We start from the raw sequence: 14,698 nt of genomic DNA, 5'->3' as shown, positions 1-14,698 counted from the left end.
TTAGGCCCGGGAGGAGTGATAGGGGCTATTTGTAGGGATCGGCGGCGTCGCGCAACCCGTCTCCCAGGAAGTTGAACGCCAATATCACAAGAATGACAGGTATAGTCGGCAACAGCAGCCATGGGTAGAAGGCAATGACGCTGACGCTTCTCGCCTCCGTCAGGAGAATGCCCCAACTGGTGATCGGCGGGCGCAGACCCAGGCCGAGAAAGCTCAGCGCGGTTTCGCCAAGGATCATGCCGGGGATGGAGATGGTCGCGGTCGCGATCAAGTGGGACATGAAGCCCGGCACGAGGTGCCGCCCGATGATGCGGCCGCTCCTGGCCCCCATCAATTGCGCCGCAAGAACGTAATCCTCTTCCCTGAGCGCGAGCAGCTTCGATCGGACCGCACGAGCCAAACCGGTCCAGTCGAGAAGCCCAAGAATGACGGTGATGCCGAGATAGATCAGGAGCGGGCTCCAGGTCGCCGGCATGATCGCCGCAAGCGACAGCCAGAGGGGGATGCTGGGGATCGACTGCAGCACCTCGATCAGCCGCTGGACAACGAGGTCGAAAATCCCGCCGTGGTATCCGGCAAGCCCCCCGATGGCAATGCCGAGGACGAAGCTGACGGTAATGCCGAGGAGGCCGATCGTCAGCGAGATCCGCGCACCGTAGATGATGCGCGACAGCACGTCGCGGCCGAGCCTGTCCGTGCCGAGGAGGAAGAGCTGGCCGTCTTCCGCCGGACAGACAAGATGCCAGTCGCTCTCGAAAAGCCCCCAGAAACGATAGCTGTCGCCGCGACAGAAGAAGCGAATCGGCTCTAGGTCCGACGGATCGTCCGCATAGTTCCGTTTCAACGTGTCCATGTCGAGCGTCATCGTCCGGCCATAGACGAAAGGCCCGATGAAGTTGCCTTCATGAAAGAAGTGGACCCGCTGCGGCGGCGCGTAGATGAAGTCGACATTGCGGGTGTGCAGGTTGTAGGGCGCGAGGAACTCGCAGATGAGGATCATGCCGTAGAGCACGGCGAGGAAAATGCCCGACGCCAGCGCCAGCCTGTGGCGTTTGAACTTCCACCACATCAGCCGCAATTGCGACGCCTGGTTGACGCGCTCCTGCTCCTCGGTCATCGCCTCGACCGAATAGGGATCGAAGGGAGCGGTCGAAACGTAATGCGGCAGGGGTTCGCCAGGCGCGGGAATCGGTGACGTCACTTGGTGCTCCTGCCTTGCAAGCGGATTCGCGGGTCCAGGATGGCGAGTGCCAGGTCCGAAATCAGGACGCCGATGACGGTGAGGAATGCCAGGAACATCAGAAACGATCCGGCGAGGTACATGTCCTGGCTTTGCAAGGCCTTTATCAGCATCGGCCCGGTGGTTTCGAGCGAGAGCACGATCGCCGTGATCTCGGCGCCGGAGATGATCGCCGGCAGGATCGAGCCGATATCGGAGATGAAGAAGTTGAGCGCCATGCGCAGCGGATATTTAAGCAGCGTCTTTGTCGGCGGGAGGCCCTTGGCCCTCGCGGTCACGACATATTGCTTCTGAAGCTCGTCGAGCAGGTTGGCGCGCAAGCGCCGGATCATGCCGGCGGTCCCTGCCGCACCGATGATGACGACCGGTATCCAGATGTGTTCGAGAATCGACTTCGCCTTCTCCCAGCTCATCGGCTCGGAGAGATACTTCTGATCCATCAGGTGGCCGATCGAGGTGCCGAACCAGATATTGGCGAAATACATAAGGATCAGCGCCAGCATGAAGTTCGGAACCGCGATGCCGATGAGGCCGACCAGCGAAAGGCCGTAATCGCCCCAGCTATATTGATGCGTGGCAGCATAGATGCCGATCGGGAAGGCGATGATCCAGGTGAAGGCGATCGTGAAGAAGGAGACGAGAATTGTCAGCCACAGCCGGTCGCCAACGACCTCGCTCACCGGCAGCTGGTATTCGAAGGAATAGCCGAAGTCGCCCTGCAGCATGCCGCCGACCCAGTAGACGTAGCGCAGCACCGCCGGCTGGTCGAAGCCGTACTCCTTGCGCAGCGCCTCGATCTGCTCCATGTCGACGCCCTCCCCCTGGGCGCGGAGCTCGGCAATGTAGCTTTCGAAATAGTCGCCCGGCGGCAGCTCAATGATGGTAAAAACGAGCGCGGAAATGATGATGAGGGTTGGCACCATGACAGCGATACGCCAGAGGATGTAGCGAAGCATGTCAGTTGCCCTCGTCCAGCCAGAACGTATCGGTCTTGTAGACGCCGAAGTAGCTCGTCGGATCGAAGCCGTACAGCCCCTCCTCCGGGAAGTTGCGCAGCTTCTTGGTGACGAGAATCGGCTGTAGCGAGCCGTTGACGAGGCCTATCGAGAAAACCTGGTCCGTGTAGATGGACAACATCTCCTTCCAGACTTCCTCCCGCTCGGCTGCGTCCGAGGAAAGCCTCCAGCGCTTGAGCCGCTTAAGCAGCTCGACCACCGGCGGCAATTCGGGCGCCACACCCATTTCGCCATGGGAAATATAGTTCAGGCCCCAGACCGGCCATTGCAACTGGTCATCCGCGGTCGGGGCGAGCTGACCCGGATTCATGTCCGCGGTCGGCACGCCGTTGTCGATCCCGAACCACATCGACATGATGATCTCGCCACCGACGGCGCGGCTGCGGAAGGTATCGCGCTGGGAGGTGCGGATGAAGAGCGATATGCCGATCTTCTGCCAGTAATCGGCGATGAGTTGCAGCACATCCGTATCGAGCGTGCCTTCGCCGGGCGTTTCCACCACGATCTGCGCCCTGCGGCCATCGGGCAGTATGCGGATGCCGTCGCTGTCCCGCACAAGGAGACCTACTTCGTCGAGCAGCGCATTGGCCCGATCCGGGTCGTGGGCGATCCAGGCATTGGCAAACCTGGGCTCGTAGAGTGGGCTCTCCGGCAGGACCGTATCGGCACTCTCGTTCGCCAGGCCGTAGAACATAGCCATGTTGATTTCGTGCCTGTCGATCGCCAGCGACAGGGCTCTGCGGACGCGCACGTCCCTGAGCAGCGGCCGCCAAACCGGATCGGCGCAGTTGAGGTTCGGAAGCAGCGCAAGGCGCGAGCCTTGGATCTTCTTCCAAAGCTTGACCTCGACCGGATAGCGTTTCTCCGCGTCCTTGAGATAGGTGTAGTCGACGAAGTCGATGCCGGCCGCCTGCAGGTCGCTCTCGCCCGTGCCGGCCTTGGCCGGAATGAGGGCGGACGAGCTGACGCTCAGCACGAAGCGGTCGATATAGGGCAGTTGCAGGCCGTTTTCGTCCACCCGGTGGAAATAGGGATTGCGCTCGAAGACGAATTGTTCGGCCGGGAGCGGTGTGGTATTGCGCCAGGGATCGAGCGTCGGCAAATCCGGATTTTCCGGCCGGTAGGAGCGCGCCATACGCATGTGGACCTTGCTCCACTTGTTCAGCCGCTCCGCCTCGAGGATTTCCTTCAGCTTTTCCTCGTCCTGGTACTTCTCGTGAAACTGCTTGAGGTAAGCAGCCGGCATGGCAATGACCAATGGCTGCGGCGCCGCGAGTTTCTGCAGGAAGTCCGGATTGGGCACCGACCATGAGTAGCGCACGGTACGCTCGTCGAGGACCTCGAACTTCGCCGCCTCGCCGTCGATGACCATCGCCGTCGGTAGGCCCGCCGGCGACAGGTCCTCGTTGAGGAGGACATCCTCCCAGCAGTAGCGAAAGTCCTCCGCCGTCAGCGGCGTGCCATCCGACCACTTGTGGCCTTCGCGCAGGCGGAAGGTGAAGATGCGATCCTCCACCACCTCATAGCTTTCAAGAACATCGGGATGAAGCTTGAGATGCTCGTCATAACCGACCAAACGGGCATAGCCATAAATGGTCATCAGGCGAATATCCTTCGCGCTGCCGATCAGCATGCGGATCCTGCCGCCATGCCGGCCAGGTTCCCGTCCCATCGCCGCGACGTTGATTACCCGCGGCGTTTTCGGCAGCCGCTCGGCGAGCGGCGGCAGCTTGCCTTCGGCAACGGCAGGCGCGAGGGCATCATTTTCGCGCGCGGCGCCGAGCAGCGTCCTCGGCAGCGCGGTCGAGGCGAGCATCGCAAGCGCGGTTCTTCGGGTGATCACGACCGTAGCTCCCTGGCATCCACCGATTTGCGGGCGAGCACATAGTGGCCGCCACCGAGATGGGCGGGAGACAGCGCATCCTTCTCGCCGCCATCGGAGAACTGTGCTCCCCATTGCCGCTGATCCGACCCCCCGCTCCTCTGGAGCGAATCGAAATCCAGCTTGCGATCGAGATCGGGATAGGGCACGGCGGCAAGCAGCGATTTCGTATAGGGATGGACCGGATCCCGCATCAGCACTTCGCGCGGCGCCAGCTCCACGATCCTGCCCGCGCACATGACGGCGATCCGGTCCGCCATGTAGTCGACCACGGCGAGATTGTGTGAGATGAAGAGCATCGTCAGACCGAGCTCCTTCTGCAGATCCTTGAGGAGATTGAGGATCTGCGCCTGCACCGAAACGTCAAGGGCCGAAACGGGTTCGTCGCAGATCAGCAGCTGCGGCAACAGCGCGAGCGCGCGAGCAATGCCGATACGCTGCCTCTGCCCGCCGGAGAAGCTGTGGGGATAACGGTTGATGAACCGCTGATCGAGGCCGACCGCCTGCAACAGGGAACGGACGGTTTCAACCCGCGACAGCGGCGTTCCCCGCCCATGGATCTCGAGCGGTTCGCTCAGGATGTTCTTGACCGTCATCCGCGGAGACAGCGAAGATACCGGGTCCTGGAAGACCATCTGGATCTTCGAGCGCAACGCTTTCAATTCCGCGCCGTCGAGCTTCAGCACGTCGACGGGCCCTTCGCCCTCGTCGAAGGTTATCGATCCGCTGTCGGGCGTCACCGCCCGCATCAGGATCTTGCTTACCGTCGTCTTGCCGCAGCCGCTTTCGCCGACGAGCCCCAGGCACTCGCCGCGGCGGATGTCGAAACTGACATGGTCGATGGCGCGATGGCGGGACTCCTCATCGCCGCCGAACCAGCCGGAACTGCGCGTGGTGAAGGTCTTCGACAGGTTACGGACGGACACCAGGATATCCGGCCCCGACGCCCGCTTCGCCTCCCCTCCGATCAGCGTTCCGGCCTTGACCGGCACCTCTCGAAGCGCCTTCAGGCGTTCGCCGGGCTTCATGTCGAAATGCGGCACCGCGGCCATCAGTCCCTTGAGGTAAGGATGTTGCGGGTTGCGGAAGATCGCATCCACCGGCCCGGCCTCGACGACTTCGCCGTGATAGATGACCACGACCTCATCGGCCATGTTGGCCACGACCCCGAGATCATGCGTGATCAGCAGCATCGCCATGTTCATCTTTGCCTGGAGCTCACGCAGGAGTTGCAGGATCTGCGCCTGGACCGTGACGTCGAGCGCCGTCGTCGGCTCGTCGGCAATCAACAGCGCCGGACGACAGATCAGCGCCATTGCGATCATCGCCCGCTGCCGCATGCCGCCGGAGAGCTCGAACGGGTACATGTCATAGGCCCGCTTCGGGTCGCCAAAGCCGACATAGCCGAGGAGCTGCTCGGTCCTTTGTCGCCGCTCGGCTCCATCCGCCTCGGTATGAATTTGCAACACCTCGGAAATTTGGTTCCCGATCGTGTGGAGCGGTGACAGCGAGGTCATGGGTTCCTGGAAAATCTTGCTGATCCGGGCTCCGCGAATCTCGTGGATCTCGCGCCCGTCAGGCTCCAGCGCCAATAGCTCGACCGGTCCAGCCGCCTTCGGGTCGTTGAACAGGACCCGCCCGCTGACCTTCGCCACGGTCGGCAGGATGCCCATGATTGCCTGGCTTATCGCCGACTTTCCCGAGCCGGACTCACCGACGAGGGCGGTCACCTTTCCCGGCAAAATCCTGAAGCTTGCTCCCCGGACGGCATTTACGTCGCCGCCAAGCACGGAGAATGTGATCCGCAGACCCTCAACCCGCAGCAGGTCCGCTCCCGAAGTCATTGCAACATGCTTTCCTCATGCCCCTGCTTGCATAATTTTCTTAGTTGAAAATTATGCAAGCAACGCCAAGTGTTACAGCGACTTCACGCGTCCGACAGAAGCATTGCCCGCTGCAGCAAAAACAGTAGCCTAGCTTCAACTGGCTGTCCAGCAGACCCGGCAAATGTGTCAACGGAGAGGAGAAGTCTTGCCGCTGATTTAGAACGGGCAAACGCCGCCGGTCAGGACGTCGGCACAATGTGGCGAACGGCGGAAGTCGTCGTAATAAAGCGTCCACTGCGTGGTATCCGCGGCGCGATACGGACCGAACTTGAAATACTGGTTCTTACCGAGACCCTCGTCGGCGTGGCCGATATGGCCCTTCACGGTCACGATCGGCTTACCGTTGGCATAGAGTTCGATGTGTCCCGTGCCGTCAGGGCCGGGCTTGGTGTAAACGACAAAGTCGATCCAGCCGGATTTCGGATCGGGCAGCGGATTGCCATGGTCGGTGATTGTTACCGCGTTCGTACAGGAATTGAATAGGCTGCCGTCCTCCGCTTTCCAGTTGCCGTCGGTTGCGGCCAGAATGCGCATCTGATTGACGTCCGGCCGCAGCCAGACGGGAACCTCGCCTGGCCCGCAGCGCGCCGCGACATTCTCGCGGCCTGTCGACACCGGCGGCAGATAATTGGTCTCGACGGTTGCAAAGAGCTTGCCGAGTTCCATGCGCAGCGCGAGGAACGGGCTGAAATCGCCTTCGGCGCCGGGGATGATCTCACGCTTCCATTGAGCGATGAGGTAGCGGTGATCGCCGTTCGGCACGGGGTCGTCGAAATTGACCGCAAAGCCGTACCACACGCCCTGATCATAGGGGACGCGCAGTTCCGTCTTCTCCCAGATTTCCGCCCGTTCGCTGCAACCGTCGTTCAGGTTCGGACAATGAGGGACGACACTGAGCTTCAGTCCCCCAGTGCCGGTCCTCTTCACCAGGCTCTGGAACTCGTAGGTGCCGGCGCTCTGCTCGAAATTCTCGCGGTAGTAGAGCCCGCCTTCGGGGGCGAAGTCCCGGCCTTCGAAGCCGTCGACGAGCTTGCGCTGCGGCGACGCCTGCGGCTCCGACGATTGGGCGCCCGCAACGCCTGACAGAACGACAATGGCAGCGACCAAAGCTATGCGAAACATCGAACCTCTCATTGAAGCATCTTATCGATCAGGCCGCGCGGGCCGGGCAGTTGTTTCTTGTTGCGATAAAGCAGCATGACATGCTCCGCTTCGGAAAGTCCATCCTCCATCGCATCCTCAGCGCGCTCCTCCGCGATCGCAGCAAGGGTGGCATCGCGTGGGTGAAGCACGGTGAATTTCTGCCGCACGCCGCGCAACGTCTCCTCGCCGAGAGCAAGCCAATCGCCACCGCAATAGTTCACGAAAGCTTCGCTCGCGACGACGCTGTGACCGTATTTCCTCGTAAGGCTCTGAAGCCGCTGCACCTCGTTCACCGCCGAGCCGAAGACTGAGAAGGTCAGGCGGTCGCGAAGGCCGACATTGCCGAACATGACGTTGCCCACATGCAGGCCGATGCCGTAGCCGATCGGTTCGCGGCCCTGTTTCCCGCGCTCGGCATTGAGAGCGGCCATGCGGGCGCTCGCCGTCCCGACCGCGGCAAAAGCCTCGCGGCTCGCCAGCTCCGAAGGCTCCTTGTGCCGTCCGCAAGGATAGACGGCAATGAAGCCGTCGCCGATGAAGCTCAGGATCTGCCCGCCATTTCGGTTGAACGGCGTGGCAATCGCATCGAAAAATCCGTTGAGTGTCTCGATGTAGGCCTGACGCCCTTCCTTCTCCGCCAGCATGGTAGAGTCGCGCATGTCCGCCATCACCAGGGCCGCGCGAACCGTTTCGCCGTCGCCGCGCCGGACTTGGCCGCTCATGACGCGCCGTCCGGCATTGGCGCCGAGATAGGTCGTCAGCATGTTGTCGGCGAGCTTGCCGAGCACCGCGACCTTTGCCGCGACCGCCAAGTGGTTCTGCAGCCTGAGCAGTGCGGCGATCACATCGTCCGTGAAGCCTCCGTGGCGATCGGTCGTCCAGGAACCAACCATGCCATGTTCGGATTCGGCCCCGAGCGGCTGCATGAAGGCGATATAGTCGGTCGCCCCCTGATCCTTCAGTTCGTCGAAAATCGGAAATTCCGACGGTTGAGCCGGATCGATGCGACGGCGCACGTGGTCGAGATTGTTGCTCAGCAGATAATAGTAGGGGCTGCGCAGGAAGCGGTCCGGATTGCGCGCCAAATCCTCATGGCGCAAGCCGCTCACTTCCATACCCCGGCCCCGCCACCACGTGAACCCGAGGGCGTCGTAGAGCGGGTGCAGCATAGAGAAGGACAAGTGGACTCGCATGAGCGGCAGCCCCGCCGCCGCCAGACGCTCACAGAAACCGCGTACGATCGTCTCCAGCGACTCGTCGCTGAGCGAGGTGCGCATGAGCCAGTCCGCGACCTTGTCCAGGAGGATCTCGGAAACAGTGCCATTGGTCGGGCTCATTGCGTATCCTCATCATCGCTGCTGCATGTCTCCTAAAGTCGACCTCGATCCAAGGACAGGACATGCAGCAATTCAAAGTGCTAGAGCGGCGCGTCTGATAAGAGCCGCCGCGCCGTATATCGGCTATGCCCGCTGTTCCCGCAGACGAGTGACGAGCACTCGCCCCGCCCGGAGCAGCATGGAGGTTGCGCCGTCGAAATGAAAAGCTTCTGCCGGCTGTGTCGGTCCGTGCTCGGTCGCCAGAAGCTGCGGTGCAGATATTCACCGCCGAACTGAATTTCCAGAGACGCCCGCAAATTTTGTCGCCGTCAAAATGTTACACGGAACGATGGCTCGTTTAACACCCTGTAATTGCTAGGGTTGTCCGCAGTTTCAGGCCGATGCTTGACTTGCGGCGGCGTTACCGCCAACAAATCGGAACCGAAACGGCGGCTCACAAAAGGCCGCCTCAATATCTGGAAGCGAATCTTGACCTCCCCACATCACGACCGGCTCCTCCAATCGATCTCAGCGCGCACGGCCCAGGTCGGCGTCATCGGGCTCGGCTATGTCGGCCTGCCGCTCGCGATTGCGATCGCGCGTGCCGGCTTTCCAGTGACCGGCTTTGACATCGACCCCGCAAAGATCGTCGCTCTCGACAGCGGCCGTTCCTATATCGAAGCGGTGTCGCATGAGGCTCTTGGCCGGGAGGCGTCCGCCGGACGGTTCCGCTCGACCACCGATTTCGCGAAGCTCGCCTCCTGCGACGTGATCGTCATCTGCGTTCCGACGCCGCTCAACAAACACCGCGACCCGGACCTTTCGTTCGTGGAAAAGACGTCGCGCTCGATCGCCGAGGGCTTGCGGCCTGGACAGCTCGTCGTGCTTGAATCGACCACCTATCCTGGAACGACCGACGGCATCGTGCGCTCGATCCTGGAGGATACGGGTCTTAAATCCGGCACGGATTTCTTCCTCGGCTTCTCGCCGGAACGCGAGGATCCGGGCAACCGGACCTTTCAGACCGACAACATCCCCAAGGTGGTAGCCGGCGACGGCCCCCTCGCCGCAACGCTGATGGAACGCTTCTACGGCGCGGTGGTCTCGACCGTCGTTCCGGTCTCTTCCAATGCGACGGCCGAGGCGGTGAAACTCACCGAAAATATCTTCCGGGCCGTCAACATCGCGCTCGTCAACGAACTCAAGGTCGTCTACGAAGCGATGGGCATCGACATCTGGGAAGTGATCGAAGCCGCCAAGACGAAGCCGTTCGGTTACATGCCCTTCTATCCGGGTCCCGGACTCGGCGGGCACTGCATCCCGATCGATCCGTTCTACCTCACCTGGAAATCACGAGAATATGAACTGCCGACCCGTTTCATCGAGCTCGCCGGCGAGATCAACTCGGCGATGCCCCGTCACGTCGTCGGTCGCCTCGCAGAAACGCTCGACAGCCGGCAGGGAAAGGCGCTCAGCCGCTCGAAGGTGCTGATCATCGGCCTCGCCTACAAGAAGAACGTCCCGGACATTCGCGAGAGCCCGTCGCTCAGGCTGATCGAGCTCATCGAGGAGCGCGGGGGCAAGGCCGGTTTCTACGATCCGCATGTCGAGGAGATTCCCTCGACCCGCGAGCATCAGAACCTCAAAGGTCGTCGGTCGATTGCCTTCGACGAGGAGAGCGTGCGGGATTTTGACGCCGTCTTGATCGCGACGGACCATGATGCCGTCGACTATGCGGCGCTCGCGCGCTGGGCACCCCTGATCGTTGACACCCGTAACGTATTTGCCCGCCTTGGCCTTGCGGCAGGCCACATCGTCAAGGCATGAGCGAAGCGTCGGCCGCGCCTACTGTCGTTGCGCGTCCGGTAAGACGCGCGGCTCCATCGGCATTCGCCCGGGAAAGTTCGCCTTGAGGCTCCGTGCGGCCATCGCGTAACCGCCGGCCGCGCCGTCGATGAAGTGCATGTGGTCGCGGCTCATCGGCGAGGGGACGATACAGGTCATGAGGGCCGAATCCTGCTGATGCAACCCGTAACGGCAGATGCCCACCTCCACGCCCTGCCGCAGGCGCTCCTCGATCCGGCGCAGGCGCTCGGCGCTGACGTCGAGTGTCATCTTAAGCCCGTCGTCGAATTTGCGGAAATCGGAATTGCTCGCGAGATCGCGCTTATATTGCGCGACGTCGAATCTGCCGAGATTGAAGCCAAGCCGGAAGCACAGGAACAAAACGAAGCTCTGCAGCGCTATCCAAGACCAGGCAAGCAGCCGCCAAGCCGGCGCAAATGCGCGCGATTCCATTGTTACGCCCTTGATCGAAAGCCGCGGCTGCGGACCTTCATCCGGAACCGGGTGCCCGCCCCGCTCCTCGCCTTCGGCGAGCGCCACGATGTCACCGATCAAGCGCTGGAATTCAGGACCGCTGCCACGCTCGCCGGGCAGCGCAATGATCGAGACGATCGTGCCATGCCGGGAGCCGATCGGATTCCAGCGGCACGAAAGCCCTGTCAGGTCGGGCCGCGTACCGGCCGGCGCCGCTTCGACATGGTAGCGCCCCGCCTTCATTTCCGCCTCGGCCCAACTGCCACCACCGCCGGAAAACATGGCGTAGGACACCTCCTCGCTCGCCTTGAAGCGCGCAACGCGGATATCGAGTCCCTGCGCGCGAACATCGGCGACCGGCACGAGCGCGGCGCGCAGTTCGAGGCCCAACTCCTCCGCCACCCAGGTCTTGGCGGCGGCCAGTGCCGCACGCGCCCTGACCGCCAACGCCGCCGGTAACGCCGCAAGCGCCCCGTCGCCGCCGAAGACGAAAGGCAGGTTTGGCTCGTCGAGCGCATTCATCAGGGCGGAGATCACGCTCGCACCGGCCATGTTGACGCTCTTGTATCGGCCTCCCGCGATCGCCCCCGTCGAATCGACGATGTCGGCCACAGCCAATAGCCACCCTCCCGGCAGCGGCCGGTAATTGGCCTCGTCTGCGACCCGCTCGAACGCGTCGAAGAGCGGGAGATTGGTGTAGAATTGAATGTCGGCCGGCTCAGCCATGAGCGCCGTTCCTTTCATTGGCGGGCGGTCGGCCGCCTCGGATGCCTCTAGATCGCCATGATTATAGGCGGATCGACCCAAAATCATAAACGTGATCGCTTGTAAGACGTTAGCGCGGGATGCGGCGGATGCGTGCACACCTTTTTCGCGTCGGCATCGTTGATGTTGGGGCGCGGCGACGGAGCTTCAAGAGGGCGGTCCGGGTGAGGAAGCCGTGCCTGCTGAAAAAACCAACCAAAAGCGCGGTGCCGTCAGCTTATGTGAGCGCGTCCTACTCTAATGCCATTGCAGGACCGTGATAATCTGTGCTTGTCTAGATCGCGCACGGGGCAAGGTGCCGAGCGGAAAGGGCGGAACTGAATCTGGAATGCAGGAAAACACATTTCGCGTGAAGTTTTGGGGCGTAAGAGGCAGCTTGCCGGTTTCCGGCGAGCAATTCCTGCTCTATGGCGGTAACACATCTTGCATCGAAGTCCGATGCGGCGGCGAGGCTTTGATCTTCGACGCCGGGTCGGGCGTGCGCGAGGCCGGGCTCTCGCTGATGGCGGAAGGCGTTGCGAAATTCGACGTCTTTTTCACCCACACCCACTACGACCACATCATCGGTCTTCCCTATTTCAAACCGATCTACCGATGCAGCACGGCGGTGCGCTTCTGGTCCGGCCACCTGCATGGCCATATGTCGACCAAGGAAATGCTCGACCAATTCATGCGGCCGCCGTGGTTTCCGGTCGGCCCGGCGATCTGCGAGGCAAGCCTGGACTGCGTTGATTTTCGGCCCGGCGATACGCTTTCCCCCCGAAAGGATGTTTCCATTCGAACGATGAGCCTCGTCCACCCAGGTGGCTGCGTCGGCTACAGGGTCGAATGGGGCGGGCGGGCGGTGGCGCTCATCTATGATACCGAACACGAGCCGGGCGTCCTCGACCCGGCGCTGCTCGACTTCATCGCTGGGGTGGACCTGATGGTCTACGATTGCACTTATCTGGAGTCGGAAATGGCAGGCTTTCGGGGCTATGGCCATTCGACCGGAATGCACGGTTCACGGCTGGCAAAAGCGGCCGGTATTCCACGGCTGGCGATGTTCCACCACGACCCGTCGCGCACGGACGCGGCGCTTGCGGCCATGGAACAGGAGGTGCAGGCCTTCTTTCCCGGCGCCTTCGCCGCGCGCGACGGCCAATCCATCGACTTGTAATCCCAAGACGTCATGGCATAGACCAGCGCGGGGTGCGGGCGGGAAAACCGCGCACACTTTTCCTCATCCCGCGCCAAGGACGGCCACGCTGCGCCAGCGGCTTGCTGGGTGCGACGCGGTGATCTCGAAGAGTTTCGACAAGAAGACCCAGACGCTCTCGTCGTGGACGAGGTGATGAGTGAGAATGCCGACGGCCCCCTCGCGGTCATTCACCTCATCGAGTCGCCGCAGGGTGTCCCGGATCAGTTCGCCATGGTTGCGGCCGCCACGCGTGCCGCGCCAGTCCATAACGTCCACATGCGTGTTGATGATCTTCAGCCCCGGTTGGCGGAGGGGCGCAGCTTTGTCACCAGTCTCCGGCCCGAAGACCGACAGCGCCCTGAAGCCGACCTCGACGAGCTCTGCGATCACGCCTGGGTCGATGCGGTTCCATGGCGGAACGAGAAGCGGCACGAAGGCGGGGCCGTGAAGTGTACGCAGGCGCCCAAATCCGGCGCGCAACTCCGCGGCGACGGCCCCGGGCGGACGTTGGGCTCCGAGCTCCTGCCGCTTTTCGCCCTGAGCGGCATGGTTTTCATGCGACCAGCCGTGGACTGCGACACTGATGTGGCGACGACCGGCAATGCAGCGCGCCAAGCGCTCGTCGGTATACGCCGGTATGACCGCCAGTGTCGCCGGCACGGAGAAGCGCTCCGTCAGATCGAGCAAACGGTGGAGCGCCGCCGTCGGTTCGACCGCATCGTCGTCGCGCAGCCAGAAATTGACGCCTTGGCCGGCGTCCTGCAACTGGTCGAGCCTGTCGATCAGCGGCTGCCAGAGGGAGTCCCCGCTCATGCCATCTTCCTTACATAAACGTCGAAAATTTCGCTCAACCGCCGCGAGGCAGCTGAAAGCGAGCGTTCTTCGAAGACGAAACGGCGTGCCCGCTCGCCGAACTGCGCCGTGAGTGTCTCGTCGGCGAGAAAGCGCCTGACCGCTGCGGCGAACGCGACGAGATCGCCCTCCGCCGGCAGCAGCCCCGTTTCGCCGTCCCGGACCACTTCAGGCACGCCACCCGTACGCTGAGCAACGACGGGCAGGCCCGCCGCCTGTGCCTCGAGATAGGAAAGGCCATAGGCCTCGCCACAACCGGGCCAGACATAGAGATCGGCGCCGGCAAGCATGCCGGCGATCGCCTGCGGGGGTTTCTCTCCGGCCCAGTCGAGCCGCTCCGCCGGGAGGGGGGAGAAGACGTTCTGCACCTCCGAACGGGCAGGACCGTCGCCGACCAACGTCAGGCTCCAGGGCATGTCGACGACGAGTTCAAGGGCGCGCGCGAGCATGCGGTAACTGTCCATCTTGTCGCCTGGACGCATCATCGCGACCGCGATCAGCCGGAAGCCATCCCTCGCGGCTCTTCCCAAACTCTGAAACGGCATGACGTCGATAAAGGGCGCGAGCATCGCGTAACGGCCGTCCGGTATCGTCGCCTCGAGCCCCTGCCGGTCCCGCTGCGTCAAGCAGACATTCACCGCGGCCTGCCGCGCACCCGCGGCAACCGCATCCTGCGCGAGCTTCCATGCTCCCTGATTGCGGCGGGAGGAATAGGAGCTTTCGACAGTCAGGTAGGGGATGGAGAACTCTGCCGAGAGGCGGGGACCAATGAGGTCCGGGGATTTGTAGTATGGATGGTAGCAGAACCACGCATCGGGCGGGCCGTCCCGGCGCCAGAGGGCGCGAAGTCGCTCGATTTCGCGCTCTGCTTCATGATGCAGGGCTGAAAAGGCGGCCTGTGAACTATCGCGCAAAAATATGCGCAGATGCGAGGCGATATCAACCTTGTGCCCGGCCAGGCGGAGCGCTTCGATGAGCATGCGGGCCATCTGCCTGTCGCCGGACGGGACAGGGTGATCCGGAGATTTCAGCGGCGCATGAAAGGCGATCTTCATCGCGGCGAGCTATCCCGCTATCGCTCGGCGGTGTCAATATCGGC

At 62.5% G+C, this 14,698-nt stretch carries 11 protein-coding genes; 2 read left to right on the top strand and 9 right to left on the bottom strand.

Annotated elements, in window-relative coordinates:
• Window positions 1–25 precede the first annotated feature (25 nt).
• The 6 genes from J2Z31_RS04395 to J2Z31_RS04370 all read right to left on the bottom strand — a co-directional run bounded on the left by J2Z31_RS04395 (window position 26) and on the right by J2Z31_RS04370 (window position 8,504).
• Entirely contained in the window at window positions 26–1,201 is a 1,176-nt protein-coding gene (locus J2Z31_RS04395) for an ABC transporter permease (RefSeq protein ID WP_209600645.1), read from the bottom strand.
• Entirely contained in the window at window positions 1,198–2,196 is a 999-nt protein-coding gene (locus J2Z31_RS04390; protein ID WP_209600644.1) for an ABC transporter permease, read from the bottom strand. The genes J2Z31_RS04395 and J2Z31_RS04390 overlap by 4 nt, the downstream gene beginning before the upstream one ends.
• Window position 2,197: 1 nt before the next feature.
• On the bottom strand, window positions 2,198–4,099 hold the full coding sequence (locus tag J2Z31_RS04385) for an ABC transporter substrate-binding protein (protein ID WP_209600643.1): 1,902 nt from the start codon (window positions 4,097–4,099) through the stop codon (window positions 2,198–2,200).
• Window positions 4,096–5,982 carry an ABC transporter ATP-binding protein gene (locus J2Z31_RS04380; protein WP_209600642.1) on the bottom strand — a complete coding sequence of 629 codons (1,887 nt, stop codon included), beginning with the start codon at window positions 5,980–5,982 and terminating at the stop codon, window positions 4,096–4,098. Before J2Z31_RS04380 ends, J2Z31_RS04385 begins: the two co-directional genes overlap by 4 nt.
• 198 nt (window positions 5,983–6,180) lie before the next feature.
• Window positions 6,181–7,146 (bottom strand): polysaccharide lyase, encoded by a 966-nt coding sequence (locus J2Z31_RS04375; protein WP_209600641.1) that lies wholly within the window; start codon window positions 7,144–7,146, stop codon window positions 6,181–6,183.
• Between the two features lie 8 nt (window positions 7,147–7,154).
• Window positions 7,155–8,504 (bottom strand): adenylate/guanylate cyclase domain-containing protein, encoded by a 1,350-nt coding sequence (locus tag J2Z31_RS04370; protein ID WP_209600640.1) that lies wholly within the window; start codon window positions 8,502–8,504, stop codon window positions 7,155–7,157.
• 468 nt (window positions 8,505–8,972) lie between these two features.
• Between J2Z31_RS04370 and J2Z31_RS04365 the strand changes: the two genes are divergently transcribed.
• A complete protein-coding gene (locus J2Z31_RS04365; RefSeq protein WP_209600639.1) occupies window positions 8,973–10,310 on the top strand; it encodes a nucleotide sugar dehydrogenase in 1,338 nt (445 codons plus the stop codon).
• 18 nt (window positions 10,311–10,328) lie between these two features.
• Here J2Z31_RS04365 and J2Z31_RS04360 read toward each other — a convergent pair whose 3' ends face one another.
• A complete protein-coding gene (locus tag J2Z31_RS04360; protein ID WP_209600638.1) occupies window positions 10,329–11,528 on the bottom strand; it encodes a DUF3095 domain-containing protein in 1,200 nt (399 codons plus the stop codon).
• Between the two features lie 367 nt (window positions 11,529–11,895).
• Here J2Z31_RS04360 and J2Z31_RS04355 point away from each other — a divergent pair, with 367 nt between their 5' ends.
• The gene (locus J2Z31_RS04355) at window positions 11,896–12,726 is read left to right on the top strand and encodes an MBL fold metallo-hydrolase (RefSeq protein ID WP_209600637.1); all 831 of its coding nucleotides are present in this window, start codon (window positions 11,896–11,898) and stop codon (window positions 12,724–12,726) included.
• 63 nt (window positions 12,727–12,789) lie between these two features.
• Here the strand turns inward: J2Z31_RS04355 and J2Z31_RS04350 are convergent, their stop codons facing one another.
• Window positions 12,790–13,560, bottom strand: coding sequence for a polysaccharide deacetylase family protein (locus J2Z31_RS04350; protein WP_209600636.1), 771 nt, complete (start codon window positions 13,558–13,560; stop codon window positions 12,790–12,792).
• Window positions 13,557–14,654, bottom strand: a complete 1,098-nt coding sequence (locus J2Z31_RS04345; protein WP_209600635.1) for a glycosyltransferase family 4 protein — start codon at window positions 14,652–14,654, stop codon at window positions 13,557–13,559. Before J2Z31_RS04345 ends, J2Z31_RS04350 begins: the two co-directional genes overlap by 4 nt.
• Window positions 14,655–14,698 lie beyond the last annotated feature (44 nt).

Source organism: Sinorhizobium kostiense, from assembly GCF_017874595.1.
Taxonomy (GTDB): Bacteria; Pseudomonadota; Alphaproteobacteria; order Rhizobiales; family Rhizobiaceae; genus Sinorhizobium; species Sinorhizobium kostiense.
This window is presented reverse-complemented; position numbering and strand designations above follow the sequence as displayed.

What these genes read in the sequence shown, in the direction of transcription:
- J2Z31_RS04370 (WP_209600640.1), bottom strand. Translation starts at nt 8,504, where the DNA reads ATGAGCCCGACCAATGGCACTGTTTCCGAGATCCTCCTGGACAAGGTC.
- J2Z31_RS04375 (WP_209600641.1), bottom strand. Translation starts at nt 7,146, where the DNA reads ATGTTTCGCATAGCTTTGGTCGCTGCCATTGTCGTTCTGTCAGGCGTT.
- J2Z31_RS04350 (WP_209600636.1), bottom strand. Translation starts at nt 13,560, where the DNA reads ATGAGCGGGGACTCCCTCTGGCAGCCGCTGATCGACAGGCTCGACCAG.
- J2Z31_RS04390 (WP_209600644.1), bottom strand. Translation starts at nt 2,196, where the DNA reads ATGCTTCGCTACATCCTCTGGCGTATCGCTGTCATGGTGCCAACCCTC.
- J2Z31_RS04355 (WP_209600637.1), top strand. Translation starts at nt 11,896, where the DNA reads ATGCAGGAAAACACATTTCGCGTGAAGTTTTGGGGCGTAAGAGGCAGC.
- J2Z31_RS04360 (WP_209600638.1), bottom strand. Translation starts at nt 11,528, where the DNA reads ATGGCTGAGCCGGCCGACATTCAATTCTACACCAATCTCCCGCTCTTC.
- J2Z31_RS04345 (WP_209600635.1), bottom strand. Translation starts at nt 14,654, where the DNA reads ATGAAGATCGCCTTTCATGCGCCGCTGAAATCTCCGGATCACCCTGTC.
- J2Z31_RS04380 (WP_209600642.1), bottom strand. Translation starts at nt 5,982, where the DNA reads ATGACTTCGGGAGCGGACCTGCTGCGGGTTGAGGGTCTGCGGATCACA.